This window comes from Cloacibacterium rupense, from assembly GCF_014645495.1.
Taxonomy (GTDB): Bacteria; Bacteroidota; Bacteroidia; order Flavobacteriales; family Weeksellaceae; genus Cloacibacterium; species Cloacibacterium rupense.
In genome coordinates this window covers 537,696-558,955 of the sequence record NZ_BMLV01000001.1, presented here as the reverse complement: position 1 = coordinate 558,955, position 21,260 = coordinate 537,696, and the positions used below count along the sequence as shown (strand labels likewise).

Sequence of the window (21,260 nt, the reverse complement as noted above, 5' to 3'; positions counted from 1 at the left end):
GGAGAAAATGACAGAAGCTCAAAAAGAAAGAGAATTGCAGAGAAGCGAAAGTGAAGCAAGAGATATTATTCACGATATAGATAGGTTAAATACATTTCCGGAAAATAAAAAAACAAGATGGGTATGGGAATTATTACAAAACGCTAAAGATGTAGCTACAGAAGAAGGTGTTAACATTACTTATGAATTAAAAAATGATGAAATTATATTTTCACATAACGGTTCTGCTTTTGAAACCAAACATTTGCTTGCACTATTATACAAAACATCTACAAAATCATTAAGTGGAGTTGACGGAACAACTGGAAAATATGGGACAGGATTTATTACAACACATATTTTGAGTAGAAAACTTACCATTAATGGAATTCATCAAAGAAAAGAAGATGCAACTTTAAGAAAATTTATATTAGAAATAGATAGAACTGCAGCAACTTTGGAGGAAACAAAGGCCTTAGAACAAATGAAACAATCTTTATTAAATGCTTTTCAGCAAATTGATGAAATCGTTGATAATCCTGCAGAAAACATAGACGTTTTGCTTCATTCATTTACATATCCTTTGTCTGTTACTTCAAAAAAATACGCAATTAGTGGGTTGGAAGAATTGGAAAATAATATTCCATTTGTACTTCTAATAAATAAAAAAGAAAAAAAGCATATCAACTCTGTAACAATTATTAGAGATGGAGTAAAGAAATTTTTTCAAATTAATCCTGTTCCAAGCTCAATAGATGGGTTGGATTATATAGAAGTAGAAAATAATTCTGGAATCTTATATAAGGAAACAGAATCAATAATTTTTGGACTTCCAGTTATAAATAATGATGGAATTTATAGTATAGAAAGTATTGAGGGTAAATCAGTATTATATAAAGAATTTCCATTGATAGGTTCTGAAAATTTCCATTTACCCGTTTTTGTACAGCATAAAAACTTTAAGCCGACAGAGGAGCGGGATGGAATTAGAACAAAAAAAGAAGATGATAATATGCAAGATGCTACGGCTGATAATAATCGCTTTTATCTCAAAGAATTTATTGAAGAATATTTGAAGTTTATTTCTACGTTAATAGATTCCAATTGTGATAATTTACATCACTTAGCGCTTTCTGGTTTACCTGAATTTGTAGAGAAATATCATAATGAAGAATGGTATTTGGAGAATATACAAAAACCTATTAGAACCTTAATATCTGAGAAAGCTATTGTTAAAAATGCAAATGGAAATCTCAGTCTAATTAAGGAAGCCAGATTTCCAATAATTGACTTGGCGACTGACTTAGAATTTTTTGAATTATTAAAGGATTTAATACCCAATCAGGTTCCATCTTCTGAAAGCTTAAAAGACTGGAATAAAATTATCAATCAAGAATATCATAGTTGGAATACCGAAGTTACAATTTCTTTGGAACAATTACTGGCTGGCTTACCTAATTTTGTCGATTTTACAAAGCCGGAAACGTATCAAAAGCTAAAGAAAGTTTATGATTTTTTAGAAGTAAAAAATTCGAAGTTAGGAGAATCATATCCAATTTATCTCAATGAGAAAAATGAATTTAAAACTAGATTGGAAGTTTCTCAGTATCCTGACATTGATGATGAAATGAAATATGTTTCCAGAAAACTCGGAAGGGATTTAGATACTGAGTTTTTAAATAAATTCTTAGGCAAAGTCAATGATATTAAAGAATTTAATTTACATGAATTTTACAAATCACTCAATTCGGATCTTATAAGTCAACTTAAGATTGAAGAAGCAACAGATGAACAGATTAACTCAATTTTACACATAAACACATTGTTTAGAAGTGATAGAGCACCGAGGAGAGAACAATGGTTAGATATTATAAAGGAACTACTTCCTGAAAAAGTTAGTGAAAGAAAAATAATTTCAATAGATTATGAGAACTTTAGTTATCCTGCGGAATTGTGGACTGCAAAATATTTGTGTTGGTTAATTCAAAAAGAGCAAAATTTTAATTCATTTGCTCAAACTTATTTTGACAGTAATGAAGAGTCAGCGTACACTTGGTTAAGTTCATTTATTAATTATATAAATAGTTCGAGAGAAGATATTAAAGGTTTTATTGCCAAATACAAAGTAATACCAATGCAAAATGGGGATTTTGCTTATGATTCGGAATCTATATTTCAAGAAGAGGATACAAAATATTTCGATGAAAACTTGAAAGATATTGTTAAAGATTATTGTAAGTATAATGTAAGATCTTTTTTGGTATCAAATAAATTAAATATTTCAAATTTTAGAACAGCTTCTATACCAATAATCACAGAAAAAATTGATAATTTATTCCTTGATCCTAATATTCAGACTAAAGTTTCAAAAGATGGTGAACTCCATCAGGTTTTTTTAGAAATTAATAGTTGGTATGAAAAACATTCAGATGCTTCAGCATATCTAAAAACTTTTGCTTCAAAAAGAGATATGTTATATGTGATTTCTTTAGGAGATGGATTCAGTAAGCAAATAATGGCATTAAAGCAATCAGGCAAATCAATGGAAGATATTGCTGAATTAGCAAAAATCAAATTATCTACCGCTGAAATGAAGGAACTAGAGAGAGTTGCAAATGAATTAGGGACTGAAGAACTATTGGAAAAGGCTGATGAAATGATTAATCTTAGAGTACAAAGAGAAAAATGGAAACAAATTGGAAAAACAGCTGAAGATGCGTTCAAAAAAGTTTTTTCAAATCTCAATCTTCAAATTGAGATTAGAAATCCAGATGTAGGTAAAGATTTTGAACTGGTTCTTAAATCTGATAAATTTTCTGTTGAGATTAAAAATGTTATTGAAGATAAGCCAAATGTACGTATGTCGATTTTGCAAGGACGTACTGCCGTTAAAGAAAAAGATAATTATGCTTTATGTGTTGTAACAAGACCTGATGATATTACCGAAATCACTGAAGAATATTTTATCAAAAATGCGAAATTTGTAAAAGACATTGGTTATCAAATTGGAGACAAGATAATTAACTGGGATAATGGACTCGATAATCTTTCTAAAAGTGAGAATATTAATGTTGTTTTAGATAAAAAAATAGAATCTGTATATATAAATAAACCAATTTGGACTAATGGGAAAAATTTCTACGAATTTGTTGACTATTTAAAAACATTTGATTTGTAATGAAACTAATTGACAATATCAACACCCGCTTAATAGACGATTTAAAAGAAAGCATTGGTAAAAAAAGTAAACTATCTATTGCAGCTTCTTCGTTTTCTATCTATGCTTTTGAAGCATTGAGAAAAGAACTTAAAAATATAGAAGAACTGCGTTTTGTTTTTACATCGCCCACTTTTATTCAAGATAACCTTAAGAAAGAAGTTCCTAAATTCTTTATTCCACATCTCTACAAAGAAGCAGAACTCTGTGGTGGAGATTTTGAGTTGCGGTTAAGAAATCAGCTTAATCAGCGCGCAATAGCACAAGAATGCAGTAAATGGGTGAAAGAAAAAGTAACATTCAAATCTAATAAACAAACAGGTTTTCCAATTCCTGGAATTATCCATTCACAAAACTCAGAAAATGAAGAGTTTGCATGGAATAATTTGCAAAGTTTTACTACGTCAGATTTAGGCGTGACTCCTAAAAAGGGTTTTCCTACTTTAATTCAAAAAACAGATTATCCCAATAGTAAAGCTTATTTAGACTGGTTTAACCAGATATGGGAAAACGAAGAAGATTTAGAAGAAGTAACAGAACAAGTTCAGCAGTATTTTGAAAAAGCGTTTAAAGAAAACAGTCCAGAGTTTATTTATTTCATAACGATTTATAATATCTTCAATGATTTTTTAGATGACTTAAGTCTAGATCATTTACCAGATGATAGAGTAGGATTTAAAGATACTGTCATTTGGAATAAACTATTTAATTTTCAGAAAGATGCAGTAATAGGGGCTATTAATAAACTAGAAAAATATAAGGGTTGCATTTTGGCAGACAGTGTGGGTTTGGGTAAAACATTCTCGGCTTTAGGGATTATCAAATATTATGAAATGCGAAACAAAGATGTATTGGTTCTTTGTCCGAAAAAACTGGAAGCCAACTGGAATACTTATCGTCATAATGATAAAAACAATATTTTAGCTCAAGATAGATTGCGTTATGATGTGCTCTTCCATACCGATTTATCAAGAGAAAACGGGATGAGTAATGGTAGAAACTTAGCCAATGTAAACTGGGGGAATTATGGATTGGTAGTCATTGATGAATCTCATAATTTTAGAAACGCTGGTCTTACGTATTCCGAAAAAGAAAACCGTTATCAAAAATTATTGAGAAAAGTAATGCGCGATGGTATAGAGACCAAGGTTTTAATGCTTTCTGCTACCCCAGTAAATAATCGTTTTAGTGATCTTAAAAATCAATTAGCACTAGCTTACGAAGGTGATTCTACAATAATAGATGACAAATTAGATACACACAACGGCATTGATAAAATTTTTAAAAGAGCACAAACTGCTTTTAATGAATGGTCTAAAATGGATATTTCTGAAAGAACTACCGAAAAACTTTTAGAAATGCTTGATTTTGATTTTTTTGAAATTCTGGATTCGTTAACCATTGCCCGCTCTAGAAAACATATTACCACTTATTATGATACCGCAGATATTGGAAAATTTCCCAAAAGAAATAAACCTTTATCCTTAGAATGTTCTTTAACAGAAGATCATAGTTTGACCTATGTAGAAATTGCTGATTTTTTAAGTAGATTAAATCTTTCGGTATATTCTCCACTAAAATATATTCTGCCAAGCCAATTACCCAAATATGCAGATAAATATGATAAAAAAACGAAAGGTGGAAAACTTACTCAACTTGATAGAGAAAAGAGTTTGAAAATTCTAATGCGCATTAATCTTTTGAAGCGAATAGAAAGTTCTATAGACTCTTTTAGAATTACAACGAAAGGTATATTAATTCAAATAGAAAATACTTTAAAGGCATTGAATAAAGACGGTTTAGAATCGCTAACAAGTAGTCACTTCGATACTGAAAATGAAAATTTTGATTGGGATTCTAATTGGGGAGACGAGGAAAATTTATTTGGCAATAAAGTAAAAGTTCACTTAGCAGATATTGATCGCAGACAATGGAAGGAAGATCTAGAAGAAGATTTAGAAATTCTTAATGAATTAATGAAAAAAGTAAATAAAATTACCCCAAAATTTGATTATAAACTCCAAACACTTATCAAAAATATTGAAGCTAAAATCAATAATCCTTTTAACGGTAATAATAAAAAAGTAATCATCTTCACTGCATTTGCAGATACCGCAGACTACTTATATGAGAATGTTAGTCGGGTTTTTAAAGATAAATATCATATAAACAGTACTCTTATTTCAGGTTCTAGAAGAGTGGCCACAACTAAAAATATTCCTACAGAACTTAATGCTTTATTAAGCAGTTTTTCTCCGCTATCAAAAGACAAAGCTTTGGTTTACCCTAAAATTGATGAAGAAATAGATATTTTAATTGCCACAGATTGTATTTCAGAAGGACAGAATCTTCAGGACTGTGATTATTTGATTAATTATGATATTCATTGGAATCCAGTTCGAATCATTCAGAGATTTGGTAGAATAGACAGGATAGGTTCTAAAAATGAATCTATTACTCTGGTGAATTTTTGGCCAGATATTACTTTAGATAACTACATTAATTTGAAACAAAGGGTAGAAGATAGAATGCTTATTTCAGACTTATCTGGTACTGCTGATGATAATTTACTTAAAGAAAACCAAAAAGATTTAGAATACAGAAAAATCCAATTAAAAAAACTTCAAGAAGAAGTAACAGATTTAGAGGATTTAAGAGAAGGAATAGACATTACAGACTTGGGACTTAATGACTTTAGAATAGATTTATCAAACTTTATCAAAGAATATGGCGAAATGATTGATATACCAGAAGGCATTCATGCAGTAGTAGAATCTACAGATATTTTGAGACCAGGTGTTATTTTTGTTTTAAAAAACATCAATGAAAATATTAATATTAACAGACTCAATCGCCTTCATCCTTTTTATTTGGTTTATATAAGTAATGAAGGCAGATTAATTCTTAATCATATTGATTCTAAGAAAACATTAGATGCAATTAGAAAACTTTGCAAAGGAATAAAAGAGCCAATCATTTCTCTCTGTGAAAAGGTAAGTGAAGAAACAGATGAATATCATAATATGTCTCATTATTCTGAATTGCTTAAAAATGCTATAGGCTCCATCTTAGAAACGGAAGAGGAAAAAGAGATTCTAAGCTTATTTAGAGCGGGAGGAACTACAATAATGAAAGATAGGTTCAAAGGAATAGAGGATTTTAAATTAATTTCTTTTCTGATTGTAAAATAGTAACAGTATTAATGAAATTTGATATGTTTAATCTACCTACATCCACTGAAGTAAAAAAAGTAATTCCCAAAAATTCCTTTGATTCTTATATAACAAATAAACAAAAAAAGGACTTTTCTATTTATATTTCTAAAATCACTTGGGTAAATAAATTATCATTTGAGACCATTAATTTGCAAGGCAAGGAGATTGAAGAGATACAAATATTTACTATTGAATTAAAAGAAAAAAGTAATATTAAAAAATTATTGGAAGTAATTGACAAAACAATTCCATATACCATTATTTTCATAATTATTTTTAAGGATGAATTTTACGTTTCTACTTCTCCCAAACATAGCAATCCAAATAATCCAGATCATGCAGTTATAGATTATACTTTTACCACAGAATGGTCATTAAAATCAGACTTTAACTTGATAATTAACCTTAAAAACTCCTTAGATTGGTTGTATAAAGATTTTTGTGAACAATTCAAGCTAAACTTAGTTGATTCAAAAACTATTCAACATTTAGTAGAATCACAAAAAGAATTGGATATAATAAAGAGAGATATTAATAAGCTAAAACTCGCAATAACTAACAGTAAGCAATTCAATAAAAAAGTGGCGTTAAATTTAAAACTAAAAGAATTAGAAAAATTATTAAATGATAAATGACGAATTATTATTAATTGATAAAAATCTAAGATATTTGTTATTAAATAAAATACGCTATTTTGGAAAAGTTTACAAAAATGATTAAGGCAATATAATAAGACTAATTCATCACCCAAATTAAAAACAAAAAATTAAAGCAAAACCATGGCAACACTTTTTAAAGATGTAAAATACAATCTCAATTCACTCATTCAAAATATAGATTTAGGAACTATTGGCTTACCAGACATTCAAAGACCTTTTGTATGGAAAGATACCAAAGTGCGTGACCTTTTTGATAGTTTGTACAAAGGTTATCCTGTTGGTTATTTTCTTTTTTGGGAAAATGCCAATATAGATGGGGTAAAAGGAATTGGTACAGATATCAAACAAAAGTTTGCCAATCTTTTAATTGTAGATGGTCAGCAAAGATTAACATCATTGTATGCGGTGCTAAAAGGACAAGAAGTCATTCGAGAAAACTACGAAAAGACAAAAATTATAATTGCTTTCAATCCTTTAGAAAATAAATTTGAAGTTCCAGATGCCGCTATAAAAAGGAATCCTAGATATTATCAAAACATTTCAGATTTATGGCAACCCAACATCAATATTTTTAAAGTCATCATGGATTTTGTGGCTAACTTGAAAAATCATATTGTGGTTTCAGATGAATTAGAGATGAAAATTCAAGAAGCATTTATGCGACTGAAGAATTTAGAAAACTATCCATTTTCTGTTTTAGAACTTTCACAAGAAATAGACGAAGAACAAGTTGCAGATGTTTTTGTAAGAATCAATTCCGAAGGAAAAACCCTCAACCAAGCAGATTTCATTTTAACCTTAATGAGTGTATTTTGGGATGAAGGAAGAACCAATTTAGAAAACTTCTGTCGTGATGCTAGATTACCTTCTACTACTTACGCAACTCCATTTAATTACCTCATAGTGCCAAAACCAGAACAAATGTTAAGAGCAAGTGTTGGTTTGGCATTTAGAAGAGCGAGATTACAATACATTTACAGTATCTTGAGAGGAAAAGATCTAGAGACAGGATTGTTTAGTGAAGAAAGAAGAGAACAACAGTTTGAAAAATTGAAAGTAGCACAAGCGCACACTTTGGATATTCAGAATTGGCATGAGTTCATCAAAGCATTAAAACAAGCAGGGTATAATAACGAAAGTTTCATTTCTTCTAATAACAATATTTTATACTCTTATGTCTTCTTTTTGATTGGCAGAATAGATTATAAAGTAGATTTATATGAATTAAAAAAACTAATAGCCAAATGGTTTTTTATGTGTTCTATTACCGGAAGGTACACAGGGTCTCCTGAAACTGCTATGGAAATGGATTTAGCAAAATTCCGTTCTGTAGAAAATGCTGATGATTTTGTAAAAGAACTCAACTCAATTGTTGATTCTCAATTGACATCAGATTTTTGGGAGGTTACACTTCCTATGGATTTGGCAACTTCATCATTCCGTTCGCCATCTTTATTTGCTTATTATGCATCTTTAAACATACATAATGCACTTGGTCTTTTTTCAAAACTGCAAGTCAAAGAACTTTTGGAATCTGGTTTAAGAGCAAATAAATCTGCTTTAGAAAGACATCATTTATTTCCAAAAGCTTGGTTAATGCGAAACGGTGTTACCGAACAAAGAGATTACAATCAGATTGCCAATTTTGCATTAGTAGAATGGAGTGATAATATTGCTATAAGTGATAAAGAACCTAAGATATATTTACCATATTATAGAAGTAGATTTGATAATGATGTATGGCAAAGAATGTACTATTGGCATGCTTTACCAGAAAATTGGGAGGAAATGAACTATCAAGATTTTCTTTTGGAAAGAAGAAAAAGAATTGCAAAAGTTGTTCAAAAAGCTTTTGAAAAATTATAAATTAATTAATATTAATAATGGGATTTAGAGCATATAAATATAAGATTTTGAATAACTAGCTATTCTATTAGCCAAAATTATCATTATAATACCCATCAAAAACCAATAACCATGCGAACCTTATTCTCTCTCTTGTTGATTATTTTTGTCTCTTTTCAGGGCAAGGCACAGAATATATACACCACACTGCACATAAATGATGCCTATGAAATCGGTAAAAAGAAGCCTATAAAAAAAATAGAATCTAAAACCGTTTTTTATAATGTAAACAATACCGAAAAAAGAAAAGAAATCACCTATCTAAACGCTCATTTTAGATTAACCCAAGAAGAAAGGTATAATGAAGATGATGAATTAATCTTTAAAATGGTCAATGAATATGAAGCGGATACCTTAAAAGTTAAAAGTACCACCACGCGTAAGATTCCTCTTTTTGGAAATGAAATAACGTCTACACACTATATCTATGACGACCATCATTTTTTGATAAGATATGAAAAGTACAATGCCAAAAACCAATTGATAGAAGTGGTGAGTATAGAAAATGATGAAAGAGGAAATCCGGTCTTTCAGGTTATTAACAATGGAGAGTTGGGATACGAAAAAGCAACTTATGATTATGCGAATAATACGTATGCTGCGTATATCTACAAACCGAAAGATGAATTGGTAAGTTCTAGTTTGTACAACACTTTGAACTACGAAAAACCGACTGATGACAATGTATTTAATGAATATGGAGATTTGGTTTCTTCCCTCATGTTTTCTTTTGAGTATAAGTACGACCCCTACGGAAACTGGACAAAAGAAATCCGATACAAAAAAGCAGGGGACAAAAAAATACGCAATGCAGAGTTTACCCGAAAGATTTATTATGAATAATTTTTTTTGTACTTTTATAAAACCATCAAAAAAACAATAACCCAATGAAACCCATAAAAGTACTTCGCAAACCTATAAAATGTCAAAAGTGTGGCAAAAAGACCGTGGTGAAAATCCTCTACGGAATGCCATCACCAGAATCGTGGGAACGCTACGAAAACGGAAAGTTAATCATCGGCGGTTGTTGCATCACCCAAGACAGTCCAGAATGGGGGTGTACCCATTGCCAAACAGAATACAAAAAGAAGAAATAGTTAGATTAATAACCAATCAATAGAACCCTAAGGTTCAAAATAAAACTAATGTACCATTACCGTAAAGAAGGCTACCAGCGCCGTTCTATCCGACTGCAAGGTTATGATTACAGCCAAGAAGGATGGTATTTTATCACCATTTGTTGTCAAGACAGAGCCCATTTATTTGGGGAAATCATCAATGGTGAAATGATATTGAATGAAGCTGGCCAAATGATAGAATCAGAATGGTTGAAATTGAAAATACGTTTCCCCAATATTCATTGCCATGAATATGTAATTATGCCCGACCATTTCCATGCCATTTTAGAAATCATCGTCGGAACAACGACGATAAAAAATACAGAAAAATTGGATAACGAAACCGTAGGGTCGACCCTCGTGGTCGACCATATTGACGGGCAACCACAAGGGGTTGCCCCGACAACGACGACGACGACGACAACGACGAAAACGGTGACGGTTGGTGATATAATAGGCGCGTTCAAATCCATAACCACCGTAGAATACATTCGGGGCGTAAAATCATTGGGATGGCCACCGTTTAATAAGAGATTATGGCAACGCAATTATTATGAACATATCATAAGAAACGACCTCGCCTTTTGGAGAATAACAGAATACATTAAAAATAACCCAAAAAGTTGGGAGGAGCATCAGATTTCTAAAAAAAGAAAGAAATGAACCAAAGAGTATGGAGGTATGGTTATTTGTTATATAATTAAGCAATAGCTTCTAATTTTCATAGCTGAGTTTGTATAAGCTATTGCTTAAAAAATTAATATCAATTCGAGTATTTGCATTTCTAAAACTTAGGAATGCATATGTCATTAAATCATAAATTATTTAGAAATAATTAATTTTGAGGTTTGTTCATTGGCCTTCACCAAGTAAACTCCATTTTTAAAAGAAGACGTGTCTAGGGTGTAAGTATTGCCTTTCACTTGGGTATTATAAATTAGTTTTCCTGTGAGGTCATAAATTTTGATTTCAGTATTTTGATTGAGGCGAGTAAAGGTTACCTGGTCTTTGGCAGGGTTGGGTGAGAGGGTAAATAAAGGTTTTTCAAGATTGTTGGTTTTTAGGTTGTTGATTGTTATTTTTTTTAAGGTATTATCACCAATATTAGAAACATAGGTTACACCATTGGCATCTGTGTCTATTCCAAAAGGAAAGTTCATTCCTGTAGCTAAGGTGGTTATATTACCTCCGTTGATGTCCATTTTTTTAATTTCATTTGATTTTGCTTCTGTAAAATAGATATTGTTATTGTTATCTAAGTTAATTCCCACTGGACCATTAAGGTTAGTGGCTAAAACCGTTAAATTATTACCGTCTACATCTATTTTACTAATTTTGTCAGTTGTGAATTCTGTAAAATAGAGATGTCCATTATTATCTGTTACAATAGAAATAGGCTCTATGTTACCGCTTCCTAATATAGTTGCATTAGTGCCATCTAAATCCATTTTTATGATAGATTTATTTAGAGGGTCCGCCACATATAGCTTATTGTTAGAGTCTATACAAAGACCATAATTCTCTCCAATAATATCAGCTATTGTTTGTAGACCAGTACCATCAGCATTCAGTTTTTTTACATGCATCATATTATCACTAGGTTGGTTAACACAAGTAAAATACATATTATCATTGCTGTCAAGAGCTAACCCTACAGGTTTATAAGAATTATCGCTATAACTAGTAATTAATTGACCATTAGTATCTAATTTCAATATTCTTAGATTTTCAAAATCGGTAACAATAATGTTTTGATTGCTATCAACTAAAACATTATATGGAGATGCGAAGCCTGATCCAATATTAACAACAGACTGGGAAAATAAAGCATTACTCAATAGCAAAGCTGTAAAGAAGGTAAAGAATTTTTTCATAGTTCATTTAATTTTTAGAATAATTAATTTATAAATTTATAGATTATGTTAAATAAAATGTTTATAAAAAATATTAGAATTAACATAAAATGATAAAAATCATGACAGCTTTTATTTCGGAAAAGAAGATTGTATTATTTTGTGATATGATATAAAAGCCAACTGTTTATTTGATTAGTTTTTTGAATCGCTCTTATTTTTGAGCTTTATTAAATTAATTGCAATTCAGCTCAACACTAATAACTTAAACTCTAGTGCATTATATAAAAAATTAAACGCAAAGGGAGCAAAAAGTTTGTTATCAAATGATTTTTACTTAACAACAAATTCAATGAAAATTTTAATTGCGCTCTTTGTGTATTTTACTGTTAATGAACAATCTGAATGAATTATGATAATGCATTATGGGTAAATTATTTATGGATTTATACCAACGACCGGATATCATCTACCAAAAGACCTTTTAAAGTATCAAATTGAGACTATAATTTCTTATCTTTATCCCTCTAAAAATAGGAAATATGAAATCGCTACTGCAAAGAGAGGTACAAGAAGAGAAAGCGTTTCTATTTGACCTTTAAAAAATCGACAAATGAAAAAGTGGTTTTCTTCTTTATTGCTATTCATCGTCTTAGGACTTTTTGCGAAGAACAAAGATGTAGCTGCTGCAGAAGCATTGGTACAAAGAATAGCCCCCGCGTTTTCTTCGCGAGTGGTTTTCCATCAGGAATCTAACTCAGAACAAAAAGATAGGTATCAACTTCAATTCAAAGACGGTAAGTTGCATATCACCGCTAACTCTGCCAATGCTATGGCGGTAGGATTTCATTATTATCTTAAAAACTATTGTCATACTTCGGTGTCTTGGTTTGCTGACAATCAGATTGTCTTGCCTAAAGAAATGCCCACGTTTACAGAAACCATTAGCAATGAAGCTAGGGTGCAGCATCGTTTTTTCTTGAATTACTGCACTTTTGGCTACACCATGCCTTGGTGGAAATGGAGAGACTGGGAACGCTTCATCGATTGGATGGCACTCAACGGGGTGAACCTTCCTTTGGCAATTACCGGACAAGAAAAAGTATGGTTGAATGTATGGAAAAAATTTGGGTTAACAGACGAAGAAATCAGAGGGTTCTTTACAGGGCCAGCTTATCTGCCTTGGCATAGAATGGCGAATATAGACCATTGGGAAGGTCCTCTACCGATGTCTTGGATAGATGGACAAGCAGACCTTCAAAAGAAAATTCTAGAAAGGGCCAGAGCACTGAATATGAAGCCCGTATTGCCAGCGTTTGCTGGGCACGTGCCAAAAGCTCTTAAAAATAAATTTCCGAATGCTAAAATCACTTCGCTAGGAGAATGGGGCAATTTCAGTTCGCCATACCAGAGTTATTTTTTAGATTCTTTCGACCCTTTGTTCAATCAAATTCAAGAAGCATTTCTGAAAGAACAAACCAAAGAATTTGGTACCGACCATATCTACGGTACAGACCCTTTCAATGAGGTAACACCGCCAAGTTGGGAACCTCAGTATTTGGCAGATGTCTCTAAACATATTTATGAATCTCTAACTAAGGTAGATGCTAAGGCAGAATGGTTGCAGATGGGTTGGATTTTCTATTTTATGCAAGATAAATGGACGAATGAGCGCATAAAAGCTTATTTGCAAGCGGTACCGCAAGGAAAGATGATTTTACTGGATTATTTCTGTGACAATACAGAAGTCTGGAAACGTACCGAATCTTTCTTTGGTCAACCCTACATTTGGAGTTATCTAGGGAATTTTGGGGGTAATACTACATTGCATGGTAATCTGAAAGATGCAGATGAAAAAATAGAAAATACCTATCTAAACGGAGGTAAGAATTTTTGGGGATTGGGAGCTACCTTAGAAGGTTTTGGGAATAATCCCGTGATGTACGAATTTGTATTGGATAAGGCATGGACCAAAGGCAGCAGTATGAAACCTTTTGTAGAAACCTATGCCAAAACCAGATTAGGAAAATCTGACGAGAATGCTGCAGCAGCGTGGAAGTTGATTTCTGAAAAGATTTATGTAGACTATTCTGATGTAGGGAAGGGAGATTTAACGAATTCTAAACCATCATTGCGAGGATATTTCAACTGGACGGTAAATCCGGGTATTAAGTATAAAAATAGTGATTTGGCGAAAGCTTGGAGGTTACTCATCTTGGCCAAAGGAAACACAGATACCTACAATGACGACCTTACGGTAGTAGGTAAGCAAGTGCTAGGGAATATTTTCGTGAAATACAGAGATGAATTTACCCAAGCTTATGATGCCAAAGATGTGGTAAAAATGAAGGTTCAGGGTCAAAAAATGCTAGAACTGATTCATGATATTGATGAACTTCTAGGAAGTAATAAAAACTATTTGTTAGGCACGTGGATAGAAGAGGCCAAAGCCATGACCACCATTCCTTCGGAAAAGCACTATTACGAAAAAGACGCTCGAAAAATCATTACTGTTTGGGGAGAAAAAGGCAGAGATTTGAATGATTACGCCAATCGTTCCATTGCAGGACTGATGAAGGATTTCTATGGTGAACGTTGGAAGATATTCATCAATGATGCCATCAATGCCGTAGAACAAGGCAAGACCTTAGACGAAAAGGAAATGATTAATAAAGTCAATGAATTTGCATGGAGTTGGTCTGAAGCTCAGAATCCTTATCCTACAAAACCAAAAGGCAATACCCTAGAATTGAGTATGAAATTGTATGATAAGTATTTTGGGAAATGGCAGTAGAAGTAGGAAGTTAGAAGATGGAAGATGGGAGATGGAAGTTGGAAGATGGAAGTTGGAATTTATAAGTCAGAAGTCAGAAGTTAAATCGTAAATCAAAAATCGTAAATCGTAGATAGAGAGCTTTTAAACACAAAGTTCACAGAGCGTTTTTGATAGGCTTTATGTTTTTGAGTTTCTCAAAGGAATATCTAGAGATATTCTGAAAAGTACGCGGAGATGGGAGACGGGAGATGGAAGTTGGAAGATGGAGAGCTTTTAAACACAAAGTTCACAGAGAGTTTTTGATAGGCCTTATGTTTTTGAGTTTCTCAAAGGAATATCTAGAGATATTCTGAAAAGTACTCGGAGATGGGAGATGGAAGATGGAAGATGGAAGATGGAAGTTGGTGAGCTTTTAAACACAAAGTTCACAGAGAGTTTTTGATAGGCTTTATGTTTTTGAGTTTCTCAAAGGAATATCTAGAGATATTCTGAAAAGTACGCGGAGATGGGAGATGGATGCAAAAAGCTATTAGCCATAAGCCATAAGCTGGAGGATGATTGATGCATTTGATTAGCTAGTATTTCAAACAACCTCAAACAACCTCAAACAATTTCAAACCATATCAAACAATATTAAACTATAAACAAAAGATATATATGCAACTAAGTAATCGTTCATTAGCTTTAGATGTTTTCCGTGGGATGACGGTTTGTTTTATGATCATTGTGAATACTCCTGGGAGTTGGGGCACCACTTATGCACCGTTGTTGCACGCCCAATGGAATGGTTTTACGCCAACAGATTTGGTGTTTCCGGCTTTTCTTTTTGCGGTGGGCAATTCTATGAGTTTTGTAATGGATAAATGGAGAAAAATGCCCGCTTCTAAGGTATTGACCAAAATCTTTAAGAGAACATTTATCATCTTTCTTTTGGGATATTTAATGTATTGGTTTCCGTTTTTTAATGTAGATGAACAATTCAATATCAAATCATTTCCTTTTGAGCAGACCCGAGTTTTTGGGGTGTTACAAAGAATAGCCTTGTGTTATGGGATGGCTTCTTTGTTGCTGTATTATTTTAAGCCCAAAGTATCGCTATACATCAGTGCCTTTATTTTGGTAGTTTATGCGTTGATATACCATTTCTATGGGCCTTATGATATGAGAGTAAATCCTGTAATTGATTTGGATATGAAACTACTAAGCGAAGGGCATATCTATCATGGTGAGGGTTTTGCCTTTGACCCAGAAGGTTTTCTGAGTACTTTTCCTGCGTTGGTGAATGTAATAGCAGGGTATTTTGTGGGGAAACTGATTCAAGAAAAAGGGAAGACGTATGAAGGTTTGGCAAAAATCTTTATGCTCGGTTTTGTATTGATAGCTGTTGGTTTTTTGTGGGGTTATGGTTTTGAAATCAATAAAAAATTATGGACCAGTTCTTATGTTTTGCTTACCGTAGGTTTGTCTGCTTCAGTTTTGGGATTGGTGGTTTATTACAGTGATTTTTTACGTTTATCTCAAGGGGTATATTTCTTTGAGGTGTTTGGTAAAAATACTTTGGCCATTTATCTTTTATCAGAACTACTGGTTCCTATTATGTGGAGAATTCCTATTGCTGGCAAAGCCTCTTACCTTTGGATTTATGAGAACCTGTTTCAACCTTTTGGAGATTATCTGGGTTCGTTTTTATTCTCTATAGTTTTTATGTTGATTTGTTGGTTGGTAGGGTATGTTCTGGATAAGAAGAAGATTTATATTAAGATTTAGGTTGGAAGTTGGAAGATGGAAGATAGGAGATGGAAGATAGAAGATAGAAGATAGAAGATAGAAGATAGAAGATGGAGAGCTTTTAAACACAAAGTTCACAGAGAGTTTTTGATAGGCTTTATGTTTTTGAGTTTCTCAAAGGAATATCTAGAGATATTCTGAAAAGTACGCGGAGATGGGAGATGGAAGTTATAAGTTATAAGGTTATAGGGTAAGTAATTGGAAGTGTTCATTATCAATTATCAGTAATCAATTATCAATTATCAATTATCACTTATCACTTATCAATTATATTAATTCACTGTTGGGCAGGTTTGAGTACTGAAGCATTGCCATGAAGTGCCGTTATAGATGCTAAGGCATTTATTGGTGGTATCATAGACCATCATTCCTTTGACCCTGTTAGCGGCTGGAATGGCAGCAATCTGGGCGCTGCTTAATCTATTGATTACAAATCCTTTGGTTTTTGCTTCTAGGGCAGTCCAAGCACCTTTTCTTACCATAGGCCAATCATTGGCGGTATTGCCGTCACCATCATTGCCAGCTCTTCCTAAAGCGGTCATTCCTATTTCAGTAGGTAATCCTCCAGTAGTAGAAGGAGGAGTTTTAAAGCAATAAGGAAATACCGTAATATTGATATTGGCTGCATTACTGGTGAGTCCTGCATTGTCTTTTACGGTGTAAGTTATGGTAGTGGTATTTCCGCTGAAGCCAGTAGTAGGAGTAAAGGTAAGAATGCCAGAGGCATTGACTAACCAAGTGCCTTGAGCAGCAAGTGTAAACCCTTTTACATTACCAGTGCCGTCTGTTACTATTGCAGTAGCACCAGGAGGGGTACTAAGGTTAACAGATGATGCAATAATAGTTCCCGAATTAGGGTCAGCGTCATTGGATAAAATATTAAAATTAACAGGTGTATTGAATGTGGTGGTAATATTGTCATTATTGGTAACAGGAGGTTGGTTGATACCAAAATTACGAAGTGTAGCACCCGCAGTTAGTGATATATTGGCAGAGAGGGTATTGTTGGTATTTCCTTCTGCATTGCCAACCACAAAAAAACCACTGGGAACTACCAGCCTCACAGTATAATTACCAGGAGGAATGTTGGGGAAAACATAAGCTCCAATAGCATTGGTTACAGTAGTATCTACAATATTATTGCTAGCATCTAAAAGTTCAACAGTGGCATTTCCGTATCCGTTTCCATTAGGTACACCACCATCATTATCATTGAATACTGAGCCAGATATAGATTGATACACCGTCATAGAACTTTGGTTGTAGGCGGTAAAAGCAGAATCACTACCTCCAGAAAAGACTTGAATGAAACGGGCCACTTGGGTGTAGTTGGTAGCGTTTAATCCGAAATCACTCCAGTCAAATCCAAGAATTCTAAGTTCTCTTTCTCCAGTTAAGCTAGACACAAAAGTAGGAGGGGTGACATTGGCTTGATAGAACTTCCAGCTTTGTCTACCAACAACACTAACCGTATTAAAATTTACAGTAATAGGATTCCCCACAGGATTATTGTTGATATCGACCAATCTAAAAGTATCATTAGCCCCAGCGGGTTGGCCGGTTTGGGTAATGATAAAATCTGGAGCATCATCACCAATTCTAGCGGGATTGATACTGGTAATCACAAAGCTAATTTCGGATGAAGCAGGTAGATTAAAAACAGCAGTTCCTAGATTTAGACCATTAGTTCCGTCAACAAGGTATCTGCCTAAGTTATTGTTGACAGGAGGTACAGGAACGGTGGCATTACCTGGGCCTCCGAACTGAAAGCCCACCCCTATGTAGGTAGAGCTATTAGCAAGAGGGATGGTATTGACAGGCAAAGCATTAAATACTCTGGGAGTGAATGAAACCCCATTGCTGGTTAATATAGCGTCATTTACACCTGTAGAAACAATATTTCCTTTCCATTTAATCGCCAAAAGATTATGATTGTTATTGGGTCTAATTGGGCTATTGGCAGTGGTACTGCTGCTCCAAAATCCATTAAAATCGGTATAAACTTCTGTTACTTCATTCGCTGATTGCGAAAAAAGATAGCTTGGAATGATAAGCAATAGACTGATTAAAAGGAGAAGTTTTTTCATAGAGATGTGTGGTTATGGTTTCCAAAAGCTCCAAACCGTACCATTGAATAGACAGAGCATATCATTACTAAGGTCATAAACCATAAGTCCGGGAGAAGGATTGACTACTGAAGAGTATTTATCTACCAATGGCAAAATCATGGCTTTGTTGTTATCTTCTAAGACCAGAATACCGGGAGTAGAACTAGGAGTGCCTATCGATACTTTAGCTTCAGTTTTTTCGTCTAAGGCACTTTGTAGTGAGGTGTCTACCACCCCTGTAGTATCTACTGTAAGGTCAAACCAAATAGGAGTAGTATTGGTGTCTTTATAATATTTCACTTTCTTGTCATTGGTGTCAAATATAAGGGTTCCTGTTACTACACCAGCGGTTTGCACTGCATTGGCAGAGTTGACCCAAGGTAGGAGAATTCCTTTTTGTTTATTGGCATCACCGGCCACGTTTCCAAATTCTAGAGAAACGGAAGTATTGGTCACAGAATTTTTACCGATGGCCACTTGAGCAAATGAAAGAGAACAAAAAAGAGTAGTAGTTATCAAAAATGTTTTATTCATATTTCTTTTGTAATTAATTAACAACAGGGCAACTTTGTGAGGAGAAACATTTCCAGGTAGTTCCTGTATAGATTTTTAGACATTGGTTGGTAGTATCATAAATCATCATTCCTTTGACGGGGTTCGGAATGGATGGGACTTGGCCATCATCTAAGGGTGCTTCAAAATTGGCAGCCACTCTGTTGATTACAAAGCCTTTGGTCTTGGCCTCAAGAGCAGTCCATGCTGCTTTTCGTACCATAGGCCAGTCATTAGCAGTATTGCCATCGCCATCATTGCCTGCTCTAGATAATGCTGTAATTCCATTTTGGGTAGGTAATCCGCCAGAAGTAGTAGGTGACGTTTTGAAACATTTATCAAAATATAGTCCAAAATTAATAGCAGTTCTATTAGCACTGGTAATAGTTACTGCTGTAATGCCGTCTGTAGGAGTAGAATCTGTAGAAGATACATGTTGATAGCTAGGTGTTGTAGGCAATACTACTCTTATGCTGTAGTTGCCATTAGGTAATCCTGAAAAGATATAAGCTCCGTTGTAATTGGTAGTTGTAGTACTGATGACAGTACCCGTAGAATTAAGAAGTTGAACAGTAATATTGTCTATTGGAATACCATCTGGGACCCCGGAATTATTGTCTTGAAATACGGTACCCAAAATGCTGTATAAGTTGTTTACGATGTTAATGAAATGGTCTTCTACTTCACCATCAGGAGCAAAACCTGTAGGGCCTAAGTTGGCTCTACTGCTGTATCTTATTCTAGCATAATAATTAGTGCCAGTAGGAATAGATAGTGAAGTAATATCAAATATGGCAATTCCTGTTTTATTAGGAGGAATGGTATTGCTTACTTTTTCGTTAGCATCGAAAGTGCCATTTCTATTTTTATCAATCCATAAAGAAAGATATGAAGTGAGAGGGGATATATTAACATAATTAATACCAAAATAGCCATTCAAATTGGCAGTTGTAGCAGGGAGTGCATCTTCATCATCTTGGCCATTTAGGTCATCTACATTGGGGTTAGCACCAGCAGCAGGAAGAGTAGGTATGTCTTCTGAGTCTATATCTGCTCCCAATCTAAGGGTAGGGTCGCTTATTTTAGCCAATTGTCCTGTGGGAGAGATAAAGTCTGCAGAATTAGAAGCGATGTTAAGATTGGTGTTGCCATCACTAAAAAGCCCCCCTGAGAATTTATTTTCAAAAACGTGAAAAGCTCTACCATAAGAGGCAGGAGCATCTGAATAATCTAATTCTTCTAGAAAACCTAAGGCAATACTTTGTCCGCCACCACCTTTTAGTTCACAATCGATATAGGGTACATCTTCTGCAAATAAAATAACATCGCCTCTGCTATCTCCACCTAAATGGTTGGTTGCCTTTACGGTTTTTCCAGCATTAGAAACTTGTAATTGTACTGCGAAGTTGGCCCAAGCATCATTTCTAATATATTTATCAATCAATCTTATTCTGCCTGTCGGTGTAGAGATGGTATACCACTCATTGGTACCTGCTAGGGATTCTGAACCACCAATAACTAATCCGGTGGCATTGCCAGATACACCAAAAGGGTCTACAGCAGTTACTGTAAGCCTAAAGGTGACTCTGTTTCCATCTCCAGCTCCATTGGTTTCATTTTTTTGGTTGATGGCAATGATATCATCTGTAGGAAATCCTGCATATGCTGTTGGCATATTGTTACCACTCCAACTCGTAGTTTTGGAAGAATTGAGAACTCTATTGGTTCCTGAGGTAATTTCAGTTCCTGCGCTGTTGTATACTCTAACATTGGTAATTGAAATGCTGTAGGTAAATCCTGCAGGGGATACAAAAGTAGTGTTTACACCACCAGAATTAATGAGATTATCCCAAGACAATTTGTCATTATTCACATCCCAATTGATCCACCATATTTTATTTTTATGGAGCCCTACACCAGTAGTGGCTTTCATAGCTTGAGGAACACCAGTAGAAATTATTTGGCTGTATATGAATGACGTAAAAAATAAGGTGAAAAATAGTATTTTTCTCATGTATCAAATGTGTTTTCTTTGAAATTCAATTCATAACCCTTGCCAAAAGTAAATAAAAAAATATTAAGTATCAAAC

General features: G+C 33.7%; 13 protein-coding genes. 9 read left to right on the top strand and 4 right to left on the bottom strand.

What is annotated here, in order from left to right; translation table 11 throughout:
• The first annotated feature begins 7 nt into the window (after nt 1–7).
• The 7 genes from IEW40_RS02435 to IEW40_RS02405 all read left to right on the top strand — a co-directional run bounded on the left by IEW40_RS02435 (nt 8) and on the right by IEW40_RS02405 (nt 10,756).
• On the top strand, nt 8–3,157 hold the full coding sequence (locus IEW40_RS02435; protein WP_188616489.1) for a sacsin N-terminal ATP-binding-like domain-containing protein: 3,150 nt from the start codon (nt 8–10) through the stop codon (nt 3,155–3,157).
• A complete protein-coding gene (locus IEW40_RS02430; RefSeq protein ID WP_188616488.1) occupies nt 3,157–6,387 on the top strand; it encodes a helicase-related protein in 3,231 nt (1,076 codons plus the stop codon). The genes IEW40_RS02435 and IEW40_RS02430 overlap by 1 nt, the downstream gene beginning before the upstream one ends.
• A gap of 11 nt (nt 6,388–6,398) precedes the next feature.
• Entirely contained in the window at nt 6,399–7,046 is a 648-nt protein-coding gene (locus IEW40_RS02425) for a DUF4391 domain-containing protein (RefSeq protein ID WP_188616487.1), read from the top strand.
• A gap of 144 nt (nt 7,047–7,190) precedes the next feature.
• Nucleotides 7,191–8,936, top strand: coding sequence for a GmrSD restriction endonuclease domain-containing protein (locus IEW40_RS02420; RefSeq protein WP_188616486.1), 1,746 nt, complete (start codon nt 7,191–7,193; stop codon nt 8,934–8,936).
• Nucleotides 8,937–9,047: 111 nt separating this feature from the next.
• Entirely contained in the window at nt 9,048–9,818 is a 771-nt protein-coding gene (locus IEW40_RS02415; RefSeq protein ID WP_188616485.1) for a hypothetical protein, read from the top strand.
• A 44-nt stretch (nt 9,819–9,862) separates the two neighbouring features.
• A complete protein-coding gene (locus IEW40_RS02410; protein ID WP_188616484.1) occupies nt 9,863–10,072 on the top strand; it encodes a hypothetical protein in 210 nt (69 codons plus the stop codon).
• A 48-nt stretch (nt 10,073–10,120) separates the two neighbouring features.
• A complete protein-coding gene (locus tag IEW40_RS02405) occupies nt 10,121–10,756 on the top strand; it encodes a transposase (RefSeq protein WP_188616483.1) in 636 nt (211 codons plus the stop codon).
• Between the two features lie 158 nt (nt 10,757–10,914).
• On the opposite strand, the gene IEW40_RS02400 is transcribed toward IEW40_RS02405, so the two are convergent.
• Nucleotides 10,915–11,967, bottom strand: a complete 1,053-nt coding sequence (locus IEW40_RS02400; protein WP_188616482.1) for a virginiamycin B lyase family protein — start codon at nt 11,965–11,967, stop codon at nt 10,915–10,917.
• 592 nt (nt 11,968–12,559) lie between these two features.
• Here IEW40_RS02400 and IEW40_RS02395 point away from each other — a divergent pair.
• Both IEW40_RS02395 and IEW40_RS02390 read left to right on the top strand, forming a co-directional pair.
• Nucleotides 12,560–14,740 (top strand): alpha-N-acetylglucosaminidase, encoded by a 2,181-nt coding sequence (locus tag IEW40_RS02395; protein ID WP_188616481.1) that lies wholly within the window; start codon nt 12,560–12,562, stop codon nt 14,738–14,740.
• A gap of 639 nt (nt 14,741–15,379) precedes the next feature.
• Entirely contained in the window at nt 15,380–16,489 is a 1,110-nt protein-coding gene (locus IEW40_RS02390) for an acyltransferase family protein (protein ID WP_188616480.1), read from the top strand.
• A 293-nt stretch (nt 16,490–16,782) separates the two neighbouring features.
• Here IEW40_RS02390 and IEW40_RS02385 read toward each other — a convergent pair whose 3' ends face one another.
• From IEW40_RS02385 to IEW40_RS02375, 3 genes are read right to left on the bottom strand one after another with little or no spacing between them, the layout of a single operon-like run.
• Complete coding sequence (locus IEW40_RS02385) at nt 16,783–18,597, bottom strand: cadherin-like domain-containing protein (protein WP_188616479.1); 1,815 nt, start codon at nt 18,595–18,597, stop codon at nt 16,783–16,785.
• Between the two features lie 12 nt (nt 18,598–18,609).
• On the bottom strand, nt 18,610–19,152 hold the full coding sequence (locus IEW40_RS02380; RefSeq protein ID WP_188616478.1) for a hypothetical protein: 543 nt from the start codon (nt 19,150–19,152) through the stop codon (nt 18,610–18,612).
• A gap of 13 nt (nt 19,153–19,165) precedes the next feature.
• Nucleotides 19,166–21,184, bottom strand: a complete 2,019-nt coding sequence (locus IEW40_RS02375; RefSeq protein WP_188616477.1) for an SdrD B-like domain-containing protein — start codon at nt 21,182–21,184, stop codon at nt 19,166–19,168.
• Nucleotides 21,185–21,260: the final 76 nt, after the last annotated feature.

Coding starts and splice junctions, on each gene's coding strand:
- IEW40_RS02435 (WP_188616489.1), top strand. CDS start 8: ATGACAGAAGCTCAAAAAGAAAGAGAATTGCAGAGAAGCGAAAGTGAA.
- IEW40_RS02430 (WP_188616488.1), top strand. CDS start 3,157: ATGAAACTAATTGACAATATCAACACCCGCTTAATAGACGATTTAAAA.
- IEW40_RS02425 (WP_188616487.1), top strand. CDS start 6,399: ATGAAATTTGATATGTTTAATCTACCTACATCCACTGAAGTAAAAAAA.
- IEW40_RS02420 (WP_188616486.1), top strand. CDS start 7,191: ATGGCAACACTTTTTAAAGATGTAAAATACAATCTCAATTCACTCATT.
- IEW40_RS02415 (WP_188616485.1), top strand. CDS start 9,048: ATGCGAACCTTATTCTCTCTCTTGTTGATTATTTTTGTCTCTTTTCAG.
- IEW40_RS02410 (WP_188616484.1), top strand. CDS start 9,863: ATGAAACCCATAAAAGTACTTCGCAAACCTATAAAATGTCAAAAGTGT.
- IEW40_RS02405 (WP_188616483.1), top strand. CDS start 10,121: ATGTACCATTACCGTAAAGAAGGCTACCAGCGCCGTTCTATCCGACTG.
- IEW40_RS02400 (WP_188616482.1), bottom strand. CDS start 11,967: ATGAAAAAATTCTTTACCTTCTTTACAGCTTTGCTATTGAGTAATGCT.
- IEW40_RS02395 (WP_188616481.1), top strand. CDS start 12,560: ATGAAAAAGTGGTTTTCTTCTTTATTGCTATTCATCGTCTTAGGACTT.
- IEW40_RS02390 (WP_188616480.1), top strand. CDS start 15,380: ATGCAACTAAGTAATCGTTCATTAGCTTTAGATGTTTTCCGTGGGATG.
- IEW40_RS02385 (WP_188616479.1), bottom strand. CDS start 18,597: ATGAAAAAACTTCTCCTTTTAATCAGTCTATTGCTTATCATTCCAAGC.
- IEW40_RS02380 (WP_188616478.1), bottom strand. CDS start 19,152: ATGAATAAAACATTTTTGATAACTACTACTCTTTTTTGTTCTCTTTCA.
- IEW40_RS02375 (WP_188616477.1), bottom strand. CDS start 21,184: ATGAGAAAAATACTATTTTTCACCTTATTTTTTACGTCATTCATATAC.